Annotated in this window: 22 protein-coding genes; 14 read left to right on the top strand and 8 right to left on the bottom strand. The window is 54.8% G+C overall.

The window, feature by feature from the left end; genetic code table 11:
• The first annotated feature begins 93 nt into the window (after positions 1–93).
• The 3 genes from rsgA to mscM all read left to right on the top strand — a co-directional run bounded on the left by rsgA (position 94) and on the right by mscM (position 5,631).
• Positions 94–1,155 (top strand): small ribosomal subunit biogenesis GTPase RsgA, encoded by a 1,062-nt coding sequence (rsgA, locus tag ACR809_RS23260; RefSeq protein WP_004178332.1) that lies wholly within the window; start codon positions 94–96, stop codon positions 1,153–1,155.
• 160 nt (positions 1,156–1,315) lie between these two features.
• Positions 1,316–2,278, top strand: a complete 963-nt coding sequence (gene asd / locus ACR809_RS23265) for an archaetidylserine decarboxylase (RefSeq protein ID WP_002885536.1) — start codon at positions 1,316–1,318, stop codon at positions 2,276–2,278.
• A 23-nt stretch (positions 2,279–2,301) separates the two neighbouring features.
• Complete coding sequence (mscM, locus tag ACR809_RS23270) at positions 2,302–5,631, top strand: miniconductance mechanosensitive channel MscM (RefSeq protein ID WP_004146716.1); 3,330 nt, start codon at positions 2,302–2,304, stop codon at positions 5,629–5,631.
• A gap of 37 nt (positions 5,632–5,668) precedes the next feature.
• Here the strand turns inward: mscM and yjeM are convergent, their stop codons facing one another.
• Both yjeM and epmA read right to left on the bottom strand, forming a co-directional pair.
• Positions 5,669–7,171: a glutamate/gamma-aminobutyrate family transporter YjeM gene (gene yjeM / locus ACR809_RS23275; protein ID WP_004178330.1), complete on the bottom strand. Its 1,503-nt coding sequence runs from the start codon at positions 7,169–7,171 to the stop codon at positions 5,669–5,671.
• Between the two features lie 182 nt (positions 7,172–7,353).
• The gene (epmA, locus tag ACR809_RS23280) at positions 7,354–8,331 is read right to left on the bottom strand and encodes an elongation factor P--(R)-beta-lysine ligase (RefSeq protein WP_004146714.1); all 978 of its coding nucleotides are present in this window, start codon (positions 8,329–8,331) and stop codon (positions 7,354–7,356) included.
• Positions 8,332–8,606: 275 nt separating this feature from the next.
• On the opposite strand from epmA, the gene frdA reads away from it, so the two are divergent.
• The 5 genes from frdA to ACR809_RS23305 all read left to right on the top strand — a co-directional run bounded on the left by frdA (position 8,607) and on the right by ACR809_RS23305 (position 12,547).
• A complete protein-coding gene (frdA, locus tag ACR809_RS23285) occupies positions 8,607–10,397 on the top strand; it encodes a fumarate reductase (quinol) flavoprotein subunit (RefSeq protein WP_004177727.1) in 1,791 nt (596 codons plus the stop codon).
• Positions 10,390–11,124, top strand: a complete 735-nt coding sequence (gene frdB, locus ACR809_RS23290) for a fumarate reductase iron-sulfur protein (RefSeq protein WP_004177729.1) — start codon at positions 10,390–10,392, stop codon at positions 11,122–11,124. The genes frdA and frdB overlap by 8 nt, the downstream gene beginning before the upstream one ends.
• Positions 11,125–11,134: 10 nt before the next feature.
• The gene (frdC, locus tag ACR809_RS23295) at positions 11,135–11,530 is read left to right on the top strand and encodes a fumarate reductase subunit FrdC (RefSeq protein ID WP_002885530.1); all 396 of its coding nucleotides are present in this window, start codon (positions 11,135–11,137) and stop codon (positions 11,528–11,530) included.
• A 10-nt stretch (positions 11,531–11,540) separates the two neighbouring features.
• On the top strand, positions 11,541–11,900 hold the full coding sequence (gene frdD, locus ACR809_RS23300; RefSeq protein WP_002885526.1) for a fumarate reductase subunit FrdD: 360 nt from the start codon (positions 11,541–11,543) through the stop codon (positions 11,898–11,900).
• Between the two features lie 113 nt (positions 11,901–12,013).
• Entirely contained in the window at positions 12,014–12,547 is a 534-nt protein-coding gene (locus tag ACR809_RS23305) for a lipocalin family protein (protein ID WP_004222047.1), read from the top strand.
• On the opposite strand, the gene sugE is transcribed toward ACR809_RS23305, so the two are convergent.
• From sugE to efp, 4 genes are all read right to left on the bottom strand, one after another.
• Positions 12,544–12,861 carry a quaternary ammonium compound efflux SMR transporter SugE gene (gene sugE / locus ACR809_RS23310; protein WP_002885521.1) on the bottom strand — a complete coding sequence of 106 codons (318 nt, stop codon included), beginning with the start codon at positions 12,859–12,861 and terminating at the stop codon, positions 12,544–12,546. The genes ACR809_RS23305 and sugE overlap by 4 nt on opposite strands.
• 143 nt (positions 12,862–13,004) lie before the next feature.
• Complete coding sequence (ecnB, locus tag ACR809_RS23315) at positions 13,005–13,151, bottom strand: lipoprotein toxin entericidin B (protein ID WP_002885518.1); 147 nt, start codon at positions 13,149–13,151, stop codon at positions 13,005–13,007.
• A gap of 159 nt (positions 13,152–13,310) precedes the next feature.
• Positions 13,311–13,442, bottom strand: a complete 132-nt coding sequence (locus ACR809_RS23320) for an entericidin A/B family lipoprotein (RefSeq protein ID WP_002885511.1) — start codon at positions 13,440–13,442, stop codon at positions 13,311–13,313.
• A 73-nt stretch (positions 13,443–13,515) separates the two neighbouring features.
• Entirely contained in the window at positions 13,516–14,082 is a 567-nt protein-coding gene (gene efp, locus ACR809_RS23325; protein ID WP_002885506.1) for an elongation factor P, read from the bottom strand.
• Between the two features lie 41 nt (positions 14,083–14,123).
• Between efp and epmB the strand changes: the two genes are divergently transcribed.
• Entirely contained in the window at positions 14,124–15,152 is a 1,029-nt protein-coding gene (epmB, locus tag ACR809_RS23330) for an EF-P beta-lysylation protein EpmB (RefSeq protein WP_002885500.1), read from the top strand.
• Positions 15,153–15,272: 120 nt separating this feature from the next.
• On the opposite strand, the gene ACR809_RS23335 is transcribed toward epmB, so the two are convergent.
• Positions 15,273–15,917 carry a winged helix-turn-helix domain-containing protein gene (locus ACR809_RS23335; RefSeq protein ID WP_032418165.1) on the bottom strand — a complete coding sequence of 215 codons (645 nt, stop codon included), beginning with the start codon at positions 15,915–15,917 and terminating at the stop codon, positions 15,273–15,275.
• A 480-nt stretch (positions 15,918–16,397) separates the two neighbouring features.
• Between ACR809_RS23335 and ACR809_RS23340 the strand changes: the two genes are divergently transcribed.
• The 4 genes from ACR809_RS23340 to ACR809_RS23355 are packed head-to-tail and all read left to right on the top strand — an operon-like array spanning position 16,398 to position 21,325.
• Complete coding sequence (locus tag ACR809_RS23340; protein WP_004872803.1) at positions 16,398–16,961, top strand: fimbrial protein; 564 nt, start codon at positions 16,398–16,400, stop codon at positions 16,959–16,961.
• A gap of 58 nt (positions 16,962–17,019) precedes the next feature.
• Positions 17,020–17,706: a fimbrial biogenesis chaperone gene (locus tag ACR809_RS23345; protein ID WP_004872804.1), complete on the top strand. Its 687-nt coding sequence runs from the start codon at positions 17,020–17,022 to the stop codon at positions 17,704–17,706.
• Positions 17,707–17,741: 35 nt separating this feature from the next.
• Positions 17,742–20,285, top strand: a complete 2,544-nt coding sequence (locus ACR809_RS23350; protein WP_122051601.1) for a fimbria/pilus outer membrane usher protein — start codon at positions 17,742–17,744, stop codon at positions 20,283–20,285.
• Between the two features lie 23 nt (positions 20,286–20,308).
• Entirely contained in the window at positions 20,309–21,325 is a 1,017-nt protein-coding gene (locus tag ACR809_RS23355; RefSeq protein ID WP_017880310.1) for a fimbrial protein, read from the top strand.
• 424 nt (positions 21,326–21,749) lie between these two features.
• Here the strand turns inward: ACR809_RS23355 and ACR809_RS23360 are convergent, their stop codons facing one another.
• Entirely contained in the window at positions 21,750–22,718 is a 969-nt protein-coding gene (locus ACR809_RS23360) for an IS5-like element IS903B family transposase (RefSeq protein ID WP_162992557.1), read from the bottom strand.
• A gap of 37 nt (positions 22,719–22,755) precedes the next feature.
• Between ACR809_RS23360 and ACR809_RS23365 the strand changes: the two genes are divergently transcribed.
• Complete coding sequence (locus ACR809_RS23365; protein WP_057193922.1) at positions 22,756–23,082, top strand: hypothetical protein; 327 nt, start codon at positions 22,756–22,758, stop codon at positions 23,080–23,082.
• Positions 23,083–23,129: the final 47 nt, after the last annotated feature.

A 23,129-nucleotide genomic window follows, 5' to 3' on the forward strand; every position in this document is an offset into this window, starting at 1 on the left:
CTATTTTCCACCCTTCTCGCGTGACTATATTCATCTAAAATAGCGTGTATCATAGAGGTTTTGCCCCATCAGGGCGACCAGGAGCCAGTTCGATTGAGTAAAAATAAACTCTCCAAAGGCCAGCAGCGCCGCGTCAAAGCCAACCACCAGCGCCGTCTGAAAACCACTGCGGAGAAGGCCGACTACGATGACAACCTGTTTGGCGAAACGTCGGAAGGCATTGTCATCAGTCGCTTTGGTATGCATGCCGACGTCGAATCCGCTGACGGCAGCGTGCATCGCTGCAATATCCGCCGGACGATCCGCTCGCTGGTCACCGGCGACCGCGTGGTCTGGCGGCCGGGTAAAGACGCCGCCGACGGCGTAAGCGTCAAAGGGATCGTCGAGGCGGTGCACGATCGCGCCTCCGTCCTGACGCGTCCGGATTTTTACGACGGCGTGAAGCCTATCGCCGCCAATATCGACCAGATCGTGGTGGTTTCCGCGATCCTGCCTGAGCTGTCGCTGAATATTATCGATCGCTATCTGGTGGCCTGCGAAGCGCAGGATATCGAGCCGCTCATTGTGCTGAATAAAATCGATCTGCTGGATGATGATGGTCTGCGCTTCGTCAATGAGCAAATGGATATCTACCGCAACATCGGTTACCGCGTGCTGCTGGTTTCCAGTCGGACTCAGGACGGCCTTAAGCCGCTGGAAGCGGCCCTGACCGACCGCATCAGTATCTTCGCCGGGCAGTCCGGGGTCGGTAAATCTAGCCTGCTGAACGCCCTGCTCGGGTTGAACGAGGATCAGATCCTCACCAATGATGTCTCGGACGTTTCCGGCTTAGGTCAACACACCACCACCGCGGCACGCCTCTACCACTTCCCGCACGGCGGCGATGTGATTGATTCACCGGGGGTACGTGAGTTCGGCCTGTGGCATCTGGAAGCGGAACAAATCACCAACGGCTTTGTCGAATTCCATGATTATTTAGGCCGTTGCAAATATCGCGACTGTAAACACGATACCGATCCTGGCTGTGCGCTTCGCGAAGCGGTAGAGAACGGCAAGATCGCCGAAAGCCGTTTTGAGAACTACCACCGCATCCTGGAAAGCATGGCGCAGGTACAGGTAAAAACGCGTAAAAACTTTTCCTCGTCCGATGACTGATCATTAAGCTGAGCATCACATCAGGCGCTGCCGGGCAGCGGTGATGACGCAGCTTACGCGGATGCCATTTGGCGAGTTTTACGTATAGAATCGTCCCCTTTTTTCAGGTCCCCGCCCGCAGGCGGGGTCAGGAACGACATATCATGGCCTGGAGGCTACTTTGTTAAACGATCTTAAACTTTCACTGCAATACATTCTGCCTAAACTGTGGCTCACCCGCCTCGCAGGCTGGGGTGCGAGCAAACGCGCAGGTTGGCTGACGAAGCTGGTCATCGATCTGTTCGTGAAATACTACAAGGTCGATATGAAAGAGGCGCAGAAGCCGGATACCGCGGCTTATCGCACCTTCAACGATTTCTTCGTGCGCCCGCTGCGCGACGACGTTCGCCCGCTGAATACCGATCCAAACGTGCTGGTGATGCCGGCCGATGGCGTGATCAGCCAGCTTGGCGCCATTGAGAACGATAAAATCCTGCAGGCTAAAGGTCATGACTACAGTCTGGAAGCCCTGCTGGCCGGCAACTATCAGATGGCCGACCTGTTCCGTAACGGCAGCTTCGCCACCACCTACCTGTCGCCGCGCGACTATCACCGCGTACACATGCCGTGCAACGGCATCTTGCGCGAAATGATCTACGTTCCTGGCGACCTGTTCTCTGTTAACCACTTGACGGCGCAGAACGTGCCGAACCTGTTCGCCCGTAACGAGCGCGTCATCTGCCTGTTTGATACTGAGTTTGGCCCGATGGCGCAAATTCTGGTGGGCGCAACTATCGTCGGCAGCATCGAGACCGTGTGGTCCGGCACCGTGACCCCGCCGCGCGAAGGCATTATTAAACGCTGGACCTGGCCCGCTGGCGACAACGAAGGCTCCATCGCCTTGCTGAAAGGCCAGGAGATGGGCCGCTTCAAACTGGGTTCCACCGTGATCAACCTGTTTGCCCCGGGCCAGGTGAAGCTGGTCGACACGCTGCAAAGCCTGTCCGTGACCAAGATCGGCCAACCGCTGGCGACAGCAGTGGAAGCGACCGCCGCCGCTGAACCCGCGCCGTTACCGGAAGAAGAGATCCGCGCCGAACACCGCGCCAGCCCGCTGGTTGACGATAAACAAGACCAAGGTTAATTCTTCAGCAAAAGGGTTATGCCGTGCGCCTGATATACACTTTCCTGTTGGCCTTGAGCCTCAGTTTCGGGGCGTACGCTGCGACAGCCCCGGATGCTAAACAGATAACCCAGGAACTGGAACAGGCGAAGGCGGCAAAGCCCGCCCAGCCTGAAACCGTTGAAGTTCTGCAGTCCGCGCTGAACGCGCTTGAGGAGCGAAAATCATCCCTCGAGCGCGCCCGTCAGTATCAGGACGTTATCGACAATTTCCCCAAACTGTTTCAAAGCCTGCGTGCCCAGCTCAATAATCTGAGCGAAGAGCCGCGCCAGGTGCCAACCGGCCTGACCGCCGATGCGCTGAACCAGGAGATCCTGCAGGTCAGCAGCCAGCTGCTGGAATCGAGCCGCCAGGCGCAGCAGGAGCAGGATCGCGCGCGTGAAATCGCCGACTCCCTGAACCAGCTGCCGCAGCAGCAAACCGATGCCCGTCGTCAGCTCAATGAGGTTGAGCGCCGCATCGGCACGCAAACCGGCAACAATGCTCTCGCCCAGGCGCAAAATCTTGCTCTGCAGGCGGAATCAGCGCGTCTGAAGGCGCTGGTAGATGAACTCGACCTCGCCCAGCTCTCCGCCAACAACCGCCAGGAGCTGTCGCGCGCCCGTTCCGAGCTGGCGCAAAAGCAGAGCGAGCAGCTGGATGCCTATCTGCAGGCGCTGCGCAATCTGCAAAACAGCCAGCGCCAGCGGGAGGCGGAAAAGGCGCTGGAGAGTACCGAACTGCTGGCGGAGAACAGTGAAAACCTGCCGCCGGACATCACCGCCCAGTTTAAGGTCAACCGTGAGCTCTCCCAGGCGCTGAACCAGCAGGCGCAGCGCATGGATCTGGTGGCGTCCCAGCAGCGGCAGGCGACGAATCAAACGCTGCAGGTGCGCCAGGCGTTAAACACTCTGCGCGAGCAGTCGCAGTGGCTGGGCTCCTCCAATCTGCTGGGCGAAGCCCTGCGCGCCCAGGTGGCGCGGCTGCCGGAGCGCCCTCGCCCGCAGCAGCTGGATACGGAAATGGCGCAGCTGCGCGTGCAGCGTCTGCGCTTTGAAGATTTGCTGAGTAAGCAGCCGCAGCTGCGGCAGATCCGCCAGGCCGACGGCGAACCGCTGACCAGCGAGCAGAACAAGATCCTGCAGGCGCAGCTGCGCACGCAGAACGAGCTGCTGAACTCGCTGCTGCGCGGCGGCGACACCCTGATGCTGGAGCTCACCAAGCTGAAGGTCGCCAACGGCCAGCTGGAAGACGCGCTGAAAGAGATCAACGAAGCCACCCACCGCTATCTGTTCTGGACTTCGGACGTCAGCCCCATCGGCTTCTCCTGGCCGCTGGAAATCGTCCAGGATCTGCGGCGCCTGATCTCCCTGGATACCATCAGCGAACTGGGCAAAGCCAGCGCGATGATGCTTACCAGCAAAGAGACCCTGCTGCCGCTGTTTGCCGCCCTGCTGCTGGTTGGCTTTAGCATCAGCTCGCGGCGCCATTTCACCCGCTTTCTCGAGCGCTCCAGCGCCCGGGTGGGGAAAGTCACTCAGGATCACTTCTGGCTGACGCTGCGCACGGTCTTCTGGTCGATACTGGTGGCCTCGCCGCTGCCGGTGCTGTGGATGACGCTCGGCTATGGTCTGCAGTCCGCCTGGCCGTTCCCGTTGGCGGTGGCGATTGGCGATGGAGTCACCGCGACGGTGCCTCTGCTGTGGGTGGTGATGATCTGCGCCACCTTCGCCCGGCCAAACGGGCTGTTTATCGCCCACTTCGGCTGGCCGCGTAGCCGCGTGGCGAAGGCGATGCGCTACTACCTGATGAGCATCGGGCTGATTGTGCCGCTGATTATGGCGCTGATCATGTTCGATAATCTTAACGACCGCGAATTCTCCGCTTCGCTGGGCCGCCTGTGCTTCCTGCTGATCTGCGGCGCGCTGGCGGTGGTCACCCTGAGCCTTAAGCACGCCGGTATTCCGCTCTATCTGGATAAAGAGGGGAATGGCGACAATATGGTGAACCGCCTGCTGTGGAACCTGATGCTTGGCGCCCCGCTGGTGGCCATGCTGGCGGCCGCCGTCGGCTACCTCGCCACCGCCCAGGCGCTGCTTGCGCGTCTGGAAACCTCGGTCGCCATCTGGTTCCTGCTGCTGGTGGTCTATCACATCATCCGCCGCTGGATGCTGATCCAGCGCCGCCGGCTGGCCTTCGACCGGGCCCGCCATCGTCGCGCGGAAATTCTCGCTCAGCGCGCCCGCGGCGAAGATGAGCCCGTTCACGTCAGCAGCCCGGAAGGGTCGGTGGAGACGGAGGTCAGCGAGGTCGACCTCGATGCCATCAGTACCCAGTCGCTGCGGCTTGTCCGCTCCCTGCTGATGCTGATCGCGCTGCTATCGGTCATCGTGCTGTGGTCGGAAATTCACTCGGCGTTTGGCTTCCTTGAGAATATCTCGCTGTGGGACGTGACCTCGACGGTACAAGGGGTGGAAAGCCTTGAGCCTATTACGCTTGGCGCGGTGTTGATTGCCATTCTGGTGCTGATCATCACCACTCAGCTGGTACGCAACCTGCCCGCGCTGCTGGAACTGGCGATCCTCCAGCATCTCGATTTAACGCCCGGCACCGGCTACGCCATCACCACCATCACTAAATATCTGCTGATGCTGGTCGGCGGGCTGGTGGGCTTCTCGATGATCGGTATTGAGTGGTCGAAGCTGCAGTGGCTGGTCGCCGCGCTGGGTGTGGGTCTCGGGTTTGGCCTGCAGGAGATCTTCGCCAACTTTATCTCCGGCCTGATTATCCTGTTTGAGAAGCCGATCCGCATCGGCGATACGGTCACCATTCGCGACCTGACGGGCAGCGTCACCCGCATTAATACCCGTGCGACCACCATCAGCGACTGGGACCGGAAAGAGATTATCGTGCCGAACAAGGCGTTCATTACCGAACAGTTTATCAACTGGTCGCTGTCGGACTCGGTTACCCGCGTGGTGCTGACGGTGCCGGCGCCTGTGGACGCCGATACCGAAGAGGTGACGAAAATTCTCATCGCCGCGGCGCATCGCTGCTCGCTGGTCATCGATACCCCGGCGCCGGAGGCGTTTCTCGTCGACCTGCAGCAGGGGATCCAGATTTTCGAGCTACGTATTTTTGCCGCGGAGATGGGGCACCGCATGCCGCTGCGCCATGAGATGCATCAGCTGATCCTGGCGGGCTTCCGCGAGCATGGCATTGATATGCCGTTCCCTCCGTTCCAGATGCGTCTGGAAAGTATTGACGGCAGGCAAAGCAGTAAAACCATGACCTCGGCCGGAAAAACCAGCCGCCGTACGGCTGGTAGCCTGTAAACCATCCCCTGCCCGGCGGCACCGCCGGGCAGGCTCTTTAACTCTCCATCACCAGCGCGCCGGACGCCATGCGCCGACGGTAGCTTTCGTAGATCCCCAGCGCCAGCAGTGAGAAGAAGATCGGCCCACCGACCATCCACAGGGTGCTGTTCCAGTCCCCGCTGTCGATGACGGGTTGGATAATGGTGAAGATATTGGCGAAGGTCACCACCAGCAGCACCACGCCGGTCGCCAGCAGCGTCGACGGACGGTTTTTGAAGATCACGAACGGCCGGTCAAGATGGGTTTTCGCCTTGAAGAACGGGAAGGCGATGGTCAGGAACAGATAAGGCAAGGTCATAGAGACATTGGCCATCAGCGTCAGCTTGTTATAAAACGCGGAAGCGCTATCCCCACCGAACGATACCAGTACGATAAACACCCCGACCAGCAGACACTGCAGCCACATCGCCGCGGCGGGCATTCCGTTGACGTTGAGACGGGTCATCACCGACGGCCAGAGCGCTTTTGGCGTGCCCTGGATAATCGCTTTCAGGGGAGAATAGCTGAGGGTGAAGAACGCGCCGGTGTAAGCGAGAAACATCGACAGGCCGGTAATACGGGCGAACCAGACCCCGGTCAGGGCTGACGCCGCAGGGGTCAGGTGCAGGGCCTGGCCCAGCGTCGCCCCGAGGCTGGTCATCAGCACATAGGTGATGTTGCCGAGGTTGGTCGAACGCGCGCCAAGCACCTGCTGCCAGTTGGCGCTCACGCCCCACAGCACAATCGCCAGCGAGTAACCGATCGAGATAACAATCGCCGCGATGATAATACCTTTGGCAAAGTTCTTTTCCGGCTTATCGGTCTTATCCACTAAGCCGCCAACCGCCTCAATTCCGCCATAGGCAAAGATGGCAAATACCACAAACGACAGCATCGCCATGCCCGACTGATACCCGGGATTAGGCGAAAGGGTGAAGTTTAACGGCTGGGCGAAATGACCGCCGTTAAGCAGAAGGATCGCCCCGCTCACCAGCAGCAGCACCAGGTTAAGCCCCATCACCGCGATACCGCCGACGGCGGTAATTTTAGCGATTTTATTGATCCCTTTGACGGCAATAAAGGTCACCACGACCATCCAGCAGGCCGCCAGAATACCGACCGTCTGCGTCGGCGTCAGGCTACCCAGCGCCCAGGTCTGGGTTTTGTCCGCGCCAAACAAAAAAGTAGATAGCGGGACCCAGATCTTAGCGGCGGTACTCACCATCCACACTACGTACGAGGCAAACCACATAAAGGTACCAATGAAGGCAAAGCGCGGCCCGACGCTGTGGTTCATCCAGGAATAGATCCCGCCCTCTTCGCGACGATAAGCTGAGCCCATCTCCGCCATCATCAGCGCGAACGGGATAAAGAAAAAGAGGGCGGAAAAAAGGTAAAACGGCATCGCGCTATAGCCCATCAGATAAAACGCCGATGGGCTGTTGGCAAAGCCAAACACCGAGGTGAAGATCATCAGAATCAGCCCGATCAGGCTCATCTTCTTGAGTTGTTGATGCATAAATCTATCCAAACGTGGGCATCGCCCGACGAGCGACGCCTGGCCTCATAAAAAGAGCGCGGATAGTAGCAAAATCACGGATGGAAATTGTGGGTATTCGGGCTAAAGCCGGGGCGAGGGTGTCAGGTCCAAAGTCGTCTTTCACCTCCCCCACCCGCCGGCGGAGGGAGGTGAAAAAGCGATCAGGCGCGGTCTACCGTAAAGGCAATCACTTCGCCGATGCTTTCAGCGCCCAGCGCCAGCATGACCACGCGGTCAACGCCCAGCGCCACGCCGGAGCAGTCCGGCAAACCCGCCTCCAGCGCCGCCAGCAGGTTGTTATCGATGGGCTGCTGCGGAAGGCCGCGCGCGGCGCGTTTGCGGTTATCCTGCTCAAACCGCAGGCGCTGTTCATGGGCGTCGGTCAGCTCGTGGAAACCGTTCGCCAGCTCAATACCTTTGTAATAGACCTCAAAGCGCTCAGCGACCCGATGATCTTCCGGGCTGATCTGCGCTAAAGAGGCCTGAGTCGCCGGGAAATGATAAATGAACGTTGGTCGATCTTTGCCGATGTGCGGCTCCACGCCCATGGTGAACAGCAGCTGCAGCAGGGTATCGCGATCTTCTTCAGTATCGGCGATATTGCTCAGATCCAGCTTCGCTGCGACTTCACGCAGCTGAGCTTTATCGGCAGAGAGCGGGTCAATTTCCAGATGGCGCTGAAACGCCTGCTGATAGGAGAGACTTTCCGCCGGTTGGCACTCCAGCACCTGCTGCAGCAGATCGTCCACCTCATTGATCAGGCGATACATGTCATAGCATGGACGATACCACTCCAGCATGGTGAATTCCGGATTGTGATGACGCCCCATCTCTTCATTTCGGAAGCTGCGGCACAGCTGGAAGACCGGGCCGCAACCTGCCGCCAGCAGGCGCTTCATGTGGTATTCCGGACTGGTCATCAGGTACAGGTTAAGCCCCTGAGAATGGCCCGGGCCGACGAAACGGGTTTCGAACGGGAACAAATGAATATCCGTTACCGTCGCCTGACTCATGCAAGGCGTCTCCACCTCCAGCACGCCGCGATCGGTAAAGAAACGGCGGATTTCCGCCATCACCGCCGCGCGCTTCAACAGATTGGGAATGGGTGCGCTCGGCTGCCAGGTTGCCGTCTCGCTCATGGTACTTTCTCCGATTGCAAATTAAGGGCACGAAGTCTACTCGCAATCGGCGAGTGAAACAAATTTTGTGCAATCTCCGGCAGACTACATGCCATTAATCTATCGTTAACCCTGACGCATAAATACCACTGATAAATAACCGCACATATCGATAAAAAAATCGAACACGTCAATTTTCCATACTGACCCTAAGGCTATACTCCTGTACCTATAAAGGAGCAGTGATACTTTTTCGCCAGCCCGGCGGCGAAATACACTAAAACTGGAGGAATGTCGTGCAAACTTTTCAAGCCGATCTCGCCGTAATTGGCGCCGGCGGGGCAGGCCTTCGTGCCGCTATCGCCGCCGCTCAGGCCAACCCCAACGCTAAAATCGCCCTGATTTCTAAAGTCTATCCGATGCGCAGCCATACGGTCGCTGCAGAAGGGGGGTCCGCAGCCGTTGCCCAGGATCACGATAGCTTTGAGTACCATTTTCACGACACCGTCGCGGGAGGCGACTGGCTGTGCGAGCAGGATGTCGTCGACTATTTTGTTCATCACTGCCCGACGGAAATGACCCAGCTGGAGCAGTGGGGATGCCCATGGAGCCGCCGCCCCGACGGCAGCGTCAACGTCCGGCGCTTCGGTGGCATGAAAATCGAACGCACCTGGTTTGCCGCCGACAAAACCGGCTTCCACATGCTGCATACCCTCTTCCAGACCTCCCTTCAGTTTCCCCAAATTCAGCGCTTTGACGAACATTTCGTCCTTGACCTGCTGGTCGATGACGGGCAGGCCCGCGGCCTGGTGGCGATGAATATGATGGAAGGCACCCTGGTGCAGATCCGCGCTAACGCCGTGGTCCTGGCTACCGGCGGCGCCGGGCGCGTCTACCGCTACAACACCAACGGCGGCATCGTCACCGGTGACGGGATGGGGATGGCCCTGGGACACGGCGTGCCGCTGCGCGACATGGAATTCGTTCAGTATCACCCGACCGGCCTGCCGGGCTCCGGGATCCTGATGACCGAAGGTTGCCGCGGCGAAGGCGGGATTCTGGTCAACAAAAACGGCTACCGCTATCTGCAGGATTACGGCATGGGCCCGGAAACCCCGCTCGGCGAACCGAAGAATAAATATATGGAGCTGGGCCCACGCGACAAAGTGTCCCAGGCCTTCTGGCACGAGTGGCGGAAAGGGAACACTATCCCGACGCCGCGCGGCGACGTGGTCTACCTCGATCTCCGCCACCTCGGCGAGAAAAAACTGCTGGAGCGTCTGCCGTTTATCTGTGAACTGGCGAAAGCCTACGTCGGCGTCGATCCGGTGAAAGAGCCGATCCCGGTGCGCCCGACCGCGCACTACACCATGGGCGGTATTGAAACCGATCAGCAGTGCGAAACCCGAATCAAAGGGCTGTTTGCCGTGGGCGAATGCTCGTCCGTTGGCTTACATGGCGCCAACCGTCTGGGCTCCAACTCGCTGGCCGAGCTGGTGGTCTTCGGCCGCCTGGCCGGGGAGCAGGCCATGCAGCGCGCCGCTCAGGCGGGCGAGGCAAACGGCGCCGCCCTCGATGCGCAGGCTGCCGATGTGGAGCAGCGCCTGAAAGATCTCGTCAACCAGGAAGGTAACGAAAACTGGGCGAAAATTCGCGATGAAATGGGGTTGTCGATGGAGGAAGGCTGCGGCATCTACCGCACGCCGGAGCTGATGCAGAAAACGATCGACAAGCTGGCTGAACTGCAGGAACGCTTTAAGCGCGTGCGCATTACTGATAACTCCAGCGTGTTCAATACCGATCTGCTTTACACCATTGAGCTGGGGCACGGTTTAAACGTTGCCGAATGTATGGCGCACTCGGCCATCGCCCGTAAAGAATCGCGCGGGGCGCACCAGCGTTTGGATGAAGGCTGTACCGAACGCGACGACGTCAACTTCCTCAAGCACACTCTCGCCTTCCGCGAGGCCGATGGCACTACCCGTCTGGAATATGGCGATGTGAAGATCACCACGCTGCCGCCGGCAAAACGTGTCTATGGCGCAGAAGCGGACGCGGCTGAGAAGAAGGAGACCACCCATGGCTGAGATGAAAAACCTGAAAGTCGAAGTGGTGCGCTACAATCCGGAGGTCGACACCGCACCGCACAGCGCATTCTATGACGTGCCTTATGATGAACAGACCTCGCTGCTGGACGCGCTGGGCTACATCAAAGACAACCTGGCGCCAGACCTGAGCTACCGCTGGTCCTGCCGAATGGCAATCTGCGGTTCCTGCGGCATGATGGTCAACAAGGTGCCGAAGCTGGCCTGCAAAACCTTCCTGCGCGATTACACCAAAGGCATCAAAGTTGAGGCGCTGGCCAACTTCCCGATCGAGCGCGATCTGGTGGTGGACATGACCCACTTTATCGAAAGCCTGGAAGCCATTAAGCCGTATATCATCGGCAATAACCGCACGCCTGACCAGGGGCCAAACAAGCAGACCCCGGCCCAGATGGCGAAATACCATCAGTTTTCCGGCTGCATCAACTGCGGGCTGTGCTATGCCGCCTGCCCGCAGTTCGGCCTGAACCCGGAATTTATCGGCCCGGCGGCGATCACCCTCGCCCACCGCTATAACGAAGACAGCCGCGACCACGGTAAAAAGGAACGCATGGCGCAGCTTAACGGCCAGAATGGCGTATGGACCTGTACTTTCGTTGGCTACTGCTCGGAAGTGTGTCCGAAGCACGTCGACCCGGCGGCCGCGATCCAGCAGGGCAAGGTGGAAAGCTCGAAAGACTTTCTTATCGCCACCCTGAAACCACGCTAAGGAGTGCATTATGACGACGAAACGCAAACCCTACGTGCGACCAATGACCTCCACCTGGTGGAAAAAGCTGCCGTTTTATCGCTTCTACATGGTACGGGAAGGCACGGCGGTACCGACGGTATGGTTTAGCATTGTGCTGATTTATGGGCTGTTTGCCCTCAAGCACGGCGCCGAGAGCTGGGCGGGGTATATCGGATTCCTGCAAAACCCGGTGGTGGTAATCCTCAACCTGATTACTCTGGCGGCGGCGCTGCTGCACACCAAAACCTGGTTTGAGCTGGCGCCGAAAGCCGCCAACGTCATCATCAAAGGCGAAAAAATGGGGCCAGAGCCGGTCATTAAAGGGCTCTGGGTGGTGACGGCGGTGGTCACCGTGGTGATCCTGTTTGTCGCCCTGTTCTGGTAAGGAGGCTGAGATGATTAATCCCAATCCGAAACGTTCCGATGAACCCGTATTCTGGGGGCTGTTTGGCGCAGGCGGCATGTGGGGCGCGATCGTCGCGCCGGTGATGGTGCTGCTGGTCGGCATCCTGCTGCCGCTGGGGCTCGCTCCGGCCGACGCCTTCAGCTATGAGCGTGTGCTGGCCTTTGCCCAAAGCTTTATCGGCCGCGCATTCATCTTTCTGATGATTGTCCTGCCGCTGTGGTGTGGGTTGCATCGTATTCACCACGCCATGCACGATCTGAAAATCCATGTGCCAAACGGTAAATGGGTCTTCTACGGCCTGGCGGCAATCCTCAGCGTCATCACCCTCGTTGGCGTACTGTTTATCTGATCCTGCAAGAGCCCGGTCGCATTTCTGCTACCGGGCTCGCTTCATAGAAAAATCTTGCCGCCTTTTCCCTGCTGGACTCTACACTTAGCTTAAAAGCCAGCAAGGAGCATGCCATGCGTATCCTGCCGATAATCACCGCGATTGCCGTCTCGTTCCTGTCTGTCGCCTGCAGCACGCCCACCCCGCCGCCGGGCGTCACCGTGGTCAGTCCCTTCGACGTTCAGCGCTATCTGGGTACCTGGTATGAAATCGCCCGCTTTGACCACCCTTTTGAAAGCGGGCTGGAAAAAGTCACGATCGCCTGGCACCCACGTGATGACGGCGGTCTGGATGTGGTGAATAAAGGTTATAACCCCGACCGCGGCATGTGGCAGAAAACGGACGGGGTAGCGTACTTTACCGGGGAGCCCAGCCGCGCCGCGCTGAAGATTTCCTTCTTCGGCCCTTTCTACGGCAGCTATAACGTCATTGCTCTGGATAAGGAGTATCGTTACGCGCTGGTCTGCGGCCCCGATCGCGACTATCTCTGGCTGCTGGCCCGGGCGCCGACCATCGCCCCGGAGGTCAGGCAGCAGATGCTGGACATTGCCACCCGACAGGGCTTTGATGTCGGCAAACTGGTCTGGGTCAATCAGCGCTATGATTAGTGCGCGCTGATCTTCAGGCCAATGATGCCAATCACGATACAGACAAGGCTGGCGATACGCATGGCGCTGGCGGATTCCCCTAACAGCACAATACCGGTCACGGCGGCGCCCACCGCGCCGATCCCGGTCCAGACGGCGTAGGCGGTACCTACCGGTAGGGTTTTCATCGCCCATGAGAGCAGCGCCATGCTGGCCACCATCGCCACGATGGTGATAACGCTGGGAACCAGGCGGCTAAAGCCATGGGTATATTTCAGGCCGACGGCCCACACCACTTCCAGCAGGCCAGCGATAAACAAGACTATCCAGGACATAAGGCTCCTTTGCTGGGGCCGTCCCCGGATGAGAAACGCTTACGGGTCGTCCCGTAAGGTGGATGAAAAGTCGTGGTGAGTATATCCAACGGAATGAGAGAAGTGAAGAACGGTACGGCGCTAAACCGTACCGTTGACGGCGTTTATTGCTGAGCTTTGGTTGCCGCGCCAGAGATTGCGTTGCCGCCGTCTGAAATATCCTCACCGACACCGCGCGTGGTGTTACAAGCGGTCAGTGCTGAAGAGAGGACCAAAACCGTAAAGAACGCTGCAATCGTTTTTTTCACCATAATGTCATCCTTAGTGTCAGTTTTGTTTTCATGCCCTATAAGCATAGACAAACCGTCCAAAGATGAAGGGATCTTTGCGATTTTTAAGAGAAAAGGAGTATGCGTGGAGGAGGCTGACATACCGGGAGGCAAGCGCCATCAACGAAACGGCAGGGAAATTCAGCTCACAGCGTGAGAGATAGCGTGGCCCAGGCCCTGAATATCTTCACCCACACCGCGGGCGGTATTGCAGCCAGCCAACAGCGCGCTGCTCAGAAAGAGTAACACCAGGAGTTTAACGCTGCGCTTCATGTATCGTGCTCGTTGTGACTGTACGAAAAGAGCGGCGCAGCACGGAGGCTACGCCGGTCATCATGACGCGAAATTACTTCACGCGGGATACATATTCGCCAGAGCGAGTATCCACTTTGATCACTTCGCCAATCTGAACGAACAGCGGAACTTTAACCACCGCGCCAGTAGACAGGGTCGCCGGTTTACCGCCGGTACCCGCGGTGTCGCCTTTCAGGCCTGGATCGGTTTCAATGATTTCCAGCTCAACGAAGTTCGGCGGGGTGACCGCGATCGGCTGGCCGTTCCACAGGGTCACGATGCACTCAGCCTGATCCAGCAGCCATTTAGCGTTGTCACCGATCGCTTTCGCGTCAGCAGACAGCTGCTCGAAGGTTTCGTTGTTCATGAAGTGCCAGAACTCACCGTCGTTGTACAGGTAAGTCAGGTTCATATCGACAACGTCCGCGCCTTCTGCGGAATCGGTAGATTTGAAGGTTTTCTCAACGCGGGTACCGGTCAGCAGACGGCGCAGCTTAACGCGCGCAAACGCCTGGCCTTTACCTGGTTTAACGAATTCGCTGGCTTCTACCGCATAAGGTTCGCCATCTAACATGATTTTAAGACCAGCACGAAAATCGTTGCTATAGTAAGTCGCCATAAGGCCCTCTGAAATTGTTTAACTGGTAGCTAAGCCACAAAATGGCGCATATTGTAACCCTAAATACCCCATCCAGAGAAGATTGGATAACGCAACTTGCCAATGTTGTGACCAGTCCTGATGAACTGCTGCGTCTTTTAAATGTAGACGCTGATGAAAAACTGCTGGCCGGACGCGAGGCCAGACGCCTGTTCCCGCTGCGCGTCCCGCGCGCGTTTATCGCCCGCATGGAGAAAGGCAACCCTAACGATCCACTGCTTCGTCAGGTACTTACCGCCGAGGAAGAATTTATCGTCGCCCCCGGCTACTCCACCGATCCGCTGGAAGAACAGCACAGCGTGGTGCCCGGTCTGTTGCACAAATATCGCAACCGGGCCCTGCTGCTGGTGAAAGGCGGTTGTGCAGTCAATTGCCGTTATTGTTTCCGCCGCCACTTCCCATACGCCGAAAATCAGGGCACCAGGCGCAACTGGCAGACGGCGATGGACTACATCGCGGCACATCCGCAGCTTGATGAAATCATCTTCTCCGGCGGCGACCCGCTGATGGCGAAGGATCATGAGCTTGACTGGCTAATGACCCAGCTGGAAGCTATTCCACACGTTAAGCGCCTGCGTATTCACAGCCGCCTGCCAATTGTGATCCCGGCGCGCATCACCGAGACGCTGGCCAGCCGCTTCCAGCGTTCGTCGCTGCAGGTGATCCTGGTTAACCACGTTAACCACGCCAATGAAATTGACGGTGAGTTTCGCGCGGCGATGGCCATGCTGCGTCAGGCGGGCGTCACGTTGCTCAATCAGAGCGTGCTGCTGCGCGGGGTGAACGACAACGCGCAAACCCTGGCCGACCTCAGTAATGCGCTGTTCGACGCCGGGGTAATGCCCTACTACCTGCACGTGCTGGATCGGGTGCAGGGGGCGGCGCACTTCATGGTCAGCGATGATGAAGCCCGTGAAATCATGCGTGAACTATTGACCCTCATCTCCGGCTATATGGTGCCGAAGCTGGCGCGCGAGATCGGCGGGGAACCCAGCAAGACGCCGCTGGATTTAGGGCTGAAGCAGCGTTAATAAACTGAAGGTCTGCCAGGACGTTCTGGCAGACCTTCGATAGGAAGATTTCGACAGACGGGTGTTAAGGTGACCAGCAAATGACTATCGCACCGCGCTATACCCCCTGGGTGCGACGAGCTACCGGTTTAGCACGACCAACACAATAATATTAATTACAATCATCACTACAATTAGCGCGATTAACCATATGGGTATTTTAAAAGTAACATGTAACCGCTCAGATACTTTTTCACCTTCTTCCGGTTTATTTGCCATCAAATCACTGTCATGATTTGATGAGTTTTCTATTAGTGGAAGATTTAAATGAGTGTCAGGTTTTTCCTTATCTTCAGAAATAAAGCCGACAACTTTATTATTCTGATAATGCGTTAATGTCACCCGGTTCATATTCTCGCACTCTTCATCAGAGAGAGGAATGACCAATGTATTCGGAGCGACGCTAAAGCCTTTTTGCCGGACGGTGATAATGATATCCTCAGATAGTCCAGCTTTTACCAGCGATTTTCGCAGCAAAGAGATATTTTGATAGAACGTATTTTGCGAAACGACTACCCCCCGTGTTTCCCATACAGCCGCCAGGAACTCATCCCGTGAAATGACTTTGCCGCAATTCTGCAAAAGCAGCAGCAAGCATCTGGCGGTAGGCGCATTGAGGCTGATGCACTCCCCGTCCCCGGCAAGCGGTCGCAGCTCATTCATATTGGCATTAAATATAATCTCCTGATTAATTATACACCCATTAAATAATACTGCGTCATCCATATCCTTGCCCCACGTAACCCTATTATCCATAATAAAATCAAATGATTTCAACCAAACGATTATGTGAACATTCTTGTTTCAGATGGAAACAGGTACATTTCACATTGAAGTTCAGCCCACAGGATACCGCAGATAAAAAAACAAGCGATAGCTAACTTGCTTAATGGTCACATTTTCAGATTAAATTAATCTCAACTGGAATCCACATCTCATCAGAGAGGGGGGAAGCATTAAATTCACAGGTGCTTCATCAATAATTCACAAGCATTTTTTGCACCAGACTTTTAAATTACTCCCGCTTCTCCATGGTTCGCTATGGCAAGCGATATGGTAGCGTCGTTCAACAGGATGATTGGTCTCAGCACTATATAAAGGAAAGCTGACGCTTATTTTCAATATCAATGCGAATGCATACTCCATTCCCTTGATAACTGTTATCGATTCTACACAGGACTAAGTATCTATATATGGATTAATTAAATGAAAAAGACAATCGTAGCTGTAATGGTCGCTGCATCTGCAGTGCTGAGTGCTCAGGCAATGGCAACCAACACCGCTCAGGTAACTGTACTGGGTGAAGTCTCTGATGCAGCTAACTCTTGCGTCGTGACTCCGACGGGTACCCTGAACAACGGTATCGTACAGCTGATCACTGTTACCACCACCGAAGCGAACGCTGAAGCGGCTGGTAAACTGTTCAAAACTCAGGACTTCGGTTTTGATGTGAAAGACTGTGCCCAGGGCAGCACTTCACCGGTAACCGCTGTGACCGTAAATGTTAGTGGCACTTCCAGCAGCGATGCAACCATTCTGGACAACACCGCCGCTAACGGTGCAGCCGGTATCGGCATCGGTATCCAGCGCGTCAGCGATGCACATCGCGTAGCCTTCGACGGTTCCGACACTATGTCCGAAAGCTACTCTGCAACCAACGGTACTCAGCTGAAGTACACCACTGGTTATGTAAGAACTAACGCCGCGACTCCGGTTACCGAAGGTCCGGTTAAAGGTGTTGCGACCTTTACTATCGATTACACCCTCTAATTTTTCCCTAAAGGGTCCCGCTTCACGGCGGGCCCTTTTTTGCATTCAGAGAAAAGCCATGTTCAGGACCTTATTAAATCTCACCGTATCCTGTGCATTACTCCTCAGCAGTATTGCTCATGCCGGTATTGTCGTTGAATCCACCCGCTACCTCTATAAGGAAGGTGCGCGTGAAATTACCGCGCAAATCGAAAATAAAGATGATATTCCCTATCTGATTAAATCCTGGGTTGAAACGCCTGCAGGGAAAGCGCCTTCGTTTATGGCTACCCCACCGCTTTTTCGCCTCGAGGGGAAACAACAGAATACGGTTCGTCTGTTTGCCACCGGCAACGTTAATGCGCCGACCGACCGGGAATCCATGTACTATTTTAACGTGATGGCGATTCCTCCGGCAGATGATGCCAAAGCGAATAACAATACTATTCAATTGGCGGTTCGTCACCGCATGCGTCTGGTCTATCGTCCCAAAACACTTTTCGACCTCTCCCCTAATACGGAAGCGAAAAAGCTCGAATGGCGTAAGGCCGGCAAAAAGCTGACCATCAAAAATCCGACACCGTTTTTCTTTTATTTCAATAGCATCCAGCTTGGTGGAAAAGAAGTGAAGCCGGAAGTCAACTCCGTCGCCCCAATGACGACCAAAGAAGTGACGCTAAAAGAAAATATTAATGCCTCCAGCATTACCTGGAAAGTGGTCAATGATTATGGCGGAGCAGGGTCGCTCTATTCCTCATCGCTGTAATAAGAAATTTATTTTATCATTATAGGGATGTGTCTATGCCAAATAAGAATAATGGATTATTCAAACTATCCACCGTCTTTCTCGCAATGCTTCCGGCATTGCTTTCTGGTTTGAATAATAAAGCGCAAGCACGTGACTTTTTCGATCCCTCATTCATTAGCTCATTGAATGGTAGCGATCCATCAACCACTCCCGATTTATCCATATTTCAGACTCAGAACGCGCAGGCGCCAGGGGATTATCGGGTCGATATTATGTTTAATGGCCGCTACCTGGACACCAGGACCATAAAGTTTGTCGCCAACAATCGCGCCAGCAGCGATAACCGCGAACCCGCTCTGGTTCCCTGCCTGAGTCTAAAAGCACTCGCGGAATATGGCGTAAGGATAAAAGCCTTTCCAGAGTTAGCCGAGGATCAAAACGGCTGTGCAAACTTTTCTGTCATTCCTGACACCAAAGCAGATTTTGACTTTACCGCCCAGCGCTTAAATATCTCTATTCCGCAGGCGGCCTTATCCACCACCGCACAGGGATATATTCCACCGGATCAGTTTGATGACGGCATCAACGCGTTATTGGTGAACTATCAGTTCAGCGGCTCAAACGACATGCAGGCCAATGATGAATACTACAGTCTGAATCTGCAGTCCGGCCTCAACGTTGGCCCGTGGCGCATCCGTAACCTCAGCACCTGGAATAAAAACAACAGCGGTGCCGGGGACTGGGATTCCGCCTATCTCTATATGCAGCGCAGCATCCGCTCCATCAACAGTAACCTTGTGATGGGTGAGAGTTCATCGCTCAACGGTATCTTCGACAGCGTGCCGTTTACCGGTATTCAGCTGGCCACCGATACGACGATGTTGCCGGAAAGTATGCGCGGCTATGCGCCAATTATTCGCGGTATCGCCAGAACCAATGCCCGCGTCATCATTAAACAAAACGGCTATCAGGTATACCAGACCTATGTCGCTCCCGGGGCGTTTGAAATCGCCGATATGTACCCGAGCGGCGGTAGCGGCGACCTTTACGTCACAGTGGAGGAATCCGACGGATCGAAACAAGAATTTGTCGTGCCGTTCGCCACCCTGCCGGTGATGGTCCGTGAGGATCAGCTGGAATATGAGATCACATCTGGTAAATATCGCCCGTACGATGGCGGAGTCGATGAAACGCCGTTTACCCAAGCCACCGCGACCTACGGCGTCTCCAGCAGCCTGACGCTATATGGCGGCATGCAGGCGGCTTCGCGATATCAGGCGCTGTCGACAGGGCTTGGCTATAACCTTGGTGAACTGGGCGCCGCCTCGGCAGACGTCACCCAGGCCTGGTCAAAAATGAAAGAGGATGAAAAGACCTCCGGACAGTCCTGGCGTGTTCGTTACGGGAAAAACATTCTTGAAACGGGTACAAACGTGACCATCGCCGGCTACCGCTACTCCACTCGCGGATTTCATACTCTCTCAGAGGTCCTGGATAGCTACTCTAATGACGGCTACTACACTTCGCGCTCGCTGCGCAACCGTACCAATTTGACGGTTAACCAAAGCCTGGGTAAAGGTCTCGGTAGCCTGTCGGTAAGCGGATTAATCGAAGATTACTGGGATGATAAGCGTACCAACAAGTCGATCAGTGTGGGGTACAACGGCGGTTTCCGCAATGTGAACTACTACCTCGGCTACAGCTATAACCGCTATACCTGGAGCGGAGATAACTCCGGGAAAGACGCCCGGGACGACCAGCGCATTACACTGACCGTAACGCTGCCGCTGAGCAATTGGCTGCCTGGCACCTACACCAGCTATCAGTTAACCAACAGCAATCTGGGATCAACCGATCAGTCGGTTTCCATCGGTGGTAATGCGCTGGAGAACGATAGCCTGGAGTGGAGCCTGCAGCAAGGGTACAGCAACCGGGAATACTACAGCGGCGATATGCGGGCGACCTATAACGGTGCCCGCGGCAGCGTCAACGCTGGCTACAGCTATGATCGCAGCAGCGAGCGCATTGACTACGGCGCCAACGGCAGTATCGTTGCTCATGCCGATGGCATCACTCTGGGTCAGGACATCACCGACGCAGCGGTACTGGTTAAAGCGCCGGGGCTGGATAACGTCAGACTGACTAACGACAACACCATTTCTACCGACTATCGCGGCTACGCCATCGTCCCATATGTAACACCATACCGTCGCACCGATATTACGCTCGACAGCTCCACGCTTGGCGAAGATATGGAGCTGCCGGAAACCACGCAGAGCGTCGTTCCGACGCGCGGCGCCATCGTGCGTGCAAACTATGCCGGCAATATCGGCCAGCGGGCCTTTGTGCATCTGAAAACCGCCAGCGGTCAGGACGTGCCTTATGGCGCGATGGTCCTGCTAGCCGGAGATAGTAAATCGCAGCCAAGTATCGTCAGCGACGCTGGTATGGTTTATATGTCTGGCCTGCAGCAGACCGGGATCCTTAACGTCCAGTGGGGCAAAAGCGCCGCGCAGCAGTGCAATGCTTCATTTACTTTACCGACCAGGGAAGGCAAAGCGTCTGGCATCAGTCAAATCGAAACGGTTTGTCGCTAATATTGATCAAGGAACAATAAAGAATGAGAAAAATACTTCTTTTTTTATCCCTACTATGCTGTTGTAGCGAGGTAATTGCCAAATGCGATTATTCTGGTTCCGCTGGACAAGCAAATTTTAACTTAAGTCCTAAAATCGCAACAGACCCAACAATTCCGGTGGGTACAGTTCTCTATACCAAAAAAGTCGGCACCGGACATTATAAAACATTTGAGTGCAGCAAAATAATGGGAGACCAGTATATTATTACCTCAACAGCACCGGAAGTTACCGGCGTCACGGGTATAATGGGCAAACCGGTCTATGAAACCGGCATAGATGGGATTGGCTTTCAGTTTTCAGACATTTTGAGTAGTAAAAATGGTTCAATAAAACCGGCAATTGCAGAATCTACAATCGTACCAATTAACGATTCGAATGATGATTATAAATTTATGACTGTATGGTTAATCAAAACAAAGCCTGTCATTGATACATCCGGAACCAGTACTAATCCGGTCTTCAAGTTTTCAGCAGGTAACTTAAACACCAACCCCAGAGCATCTGACCGACTATTACTAACTGCATACCTAAAATTCAAGAGTATTTCATATAAAGATACTTCTTGTGATATTTCAGTATCTGGACCTAGTCAAATTACCCTGAATAAAATTGAAAAAAATACATTAATGTCAATTGCACGAGGTGGTACAACACCTTCACAGAAAACCATCACAATGAATGTTTCGTGCCCAACCGGATCAATTGGCAACAAGCTTTACTACTGGTTTAACCCTGTAACTGGTACCAGCCCCGCCGGGGACGGCATCATCGATAATATGTTAACCGGCAGCGAAGCCGCAAGTAATGTCGGCATTATTTTCAAGAAAGACAACACCCCCATTACATTTTATGATGCAGAAGCGTACAGTTTTTCCAAGGCCAAAGCATCACAAAGCTTTAATTTTACCGCTGACTATTATCGAATGAGTGACAATAGCGCCGAAGTCACCTCAGGGCATGTAAAAGCTATGCTGGAGGTTGTGGTTCAGGAAGAATAGTTTAAACGGCGCACTTATAAAAAAGGCGGGTTTTATCCGCCTTTTTTATATTTAATAAAACATCCTCAAAATAATGGCATTTCATTTAACACCCAAAGATAACAACAGACAATGCCCGGTCGCTTTTATAATAATGAAAAATCCTCAAGAATTCTCAAAAAATGTTATTTTTCAGCACCATCAAAAACACTTCATATTAAATTTAGTTTACTCCCATAACTTCATCAATAATTCATACATTGTTGAGTTGATTCATACTACAGTAACAACTATCTTCTCTGCGGACCAACTTCTGGTCTGGAATGAATATATAATTTTAATTTTAGTTAAAGGACTAATCATGCATCAATTAACTGTATTTGAAATGGGGCTTTGTTGAATAAATCAGATTTCGGGTAAGTCTCCCCCGTAGCGGGTTGTGTTTTCAGGCAATACGCACGCTTTCAGGCATACCTGCTTTCGTCATTTTGTTCAGCGCTCGTACCAGGGCCATAGCCTCCGCAACCTGACCATCGTAGTCACGCAGCGTCAGTGAACCCCCGAACAGCTCTTTTACCCGGTACATCGCCGTTTCCGCTATCGAGCGACGGTTGTAGTCTGTTGTCCATTTCCACCGCGCATTACTCCCGGTCATTCGCTGATTAGCCACTGCACGGTTACGGTCTGCATATTCACCGGGCCAGTAACCCGCACCTTTTCGGGGAGGGATAAGCGCGCTGATTTTCTTACGCCGCAGTTCATCGTGACATAGCCGGGTATCGTAAGCGCCATCGGCGGCGGCTGACCTGATTTTCCGGTGGGTTTGCCGGATTAACCCGGGGAAGGCCTCTGAGTCCGTAACGTTGTTCAGCGACAGGTCAGCGCAGATGATTTCATGTGTTTTACTGTCAACGGCGAGATGCAGCTTACGCCAGATACGGCGGCGTTCCTGGCCATGCTTTTTGACTTTCCACTCGCCTTCACCGAAGACCTTCAGCCCGGTGGAATCAATTACCAGGTATGCGATTTCACCCCGGGTGGGCGTTTTGAAACTGACATTAACCGACTTTGCCCGCCTGCTGACACAGCTGTAATCCGGGCAGCGTAGCGGAACGTTCATCAGAGAAAAAATGGAATCAATAAAGCCCTGCGCAGCGCGCAGGGTCAGCCTGAATACGCGTTTAATGACCAGCACAGTCGTGATGGCAAGGTCAGAATAGCGCTGAGGTCTGCCTCGTGAAGAAGGCGCTGCCGACTCATACCAGGCCTGAATAGCTTCATCATCCAGCCAGAAAGTTATGGAGCCACGGTTGATGAGGGCTTTATTGTAGGTGGGCCAGTTGGTGATTTTGAACTTTTGCTTTGCCACGGAACGGTCTGCGTTGTCGGGAAGATACGTGATCTGATCCTTCAACTCAGCAAAAGTTCGATTTATTCAACAAAGCCTTGAAATGGAAGAAATTTCTGGCGGCGCGCTGACAGATACACTGTCCGACGTCGCGACCTGGGTTGCTAAAGAAATTGGTGCTGTAGCGCTGGGTGTTTCAATCGGTGCAATCATGGGCACTGCATTTGCAGGACGCTGGGGTGGCGTGAGCGGCGGTATCTTCGGTATCGGCTCAATCGGACAGCTTGTAGGGATGATTTCTGGGGTTATCCTTGGTGGCGTTTGCTTTGGCGCAGCTGCTGGTATTGTTGGCTGGGATATGACTCTGGAATATGCGCAGGGCGCAATGAATGCTATCTATGATGGCACCTTAAACTTCTGGAGCAATTAATCCTAATTGCCTATAAATGATGGCAATATTCAGTTGCCATCATTTGT

It is taken from the genome of Klebsiella sp. CD33 (genome assembly GCF_051992865.1).
In the GTDB taxonomy this organism is placed as follows: domain Bacteria; phylum Pseudomonadota; class Gammaproteobacteria; order Enterobacterales; family Enterobacteriaceae; genus Klebsiella; species Klebsiella pneumoniae.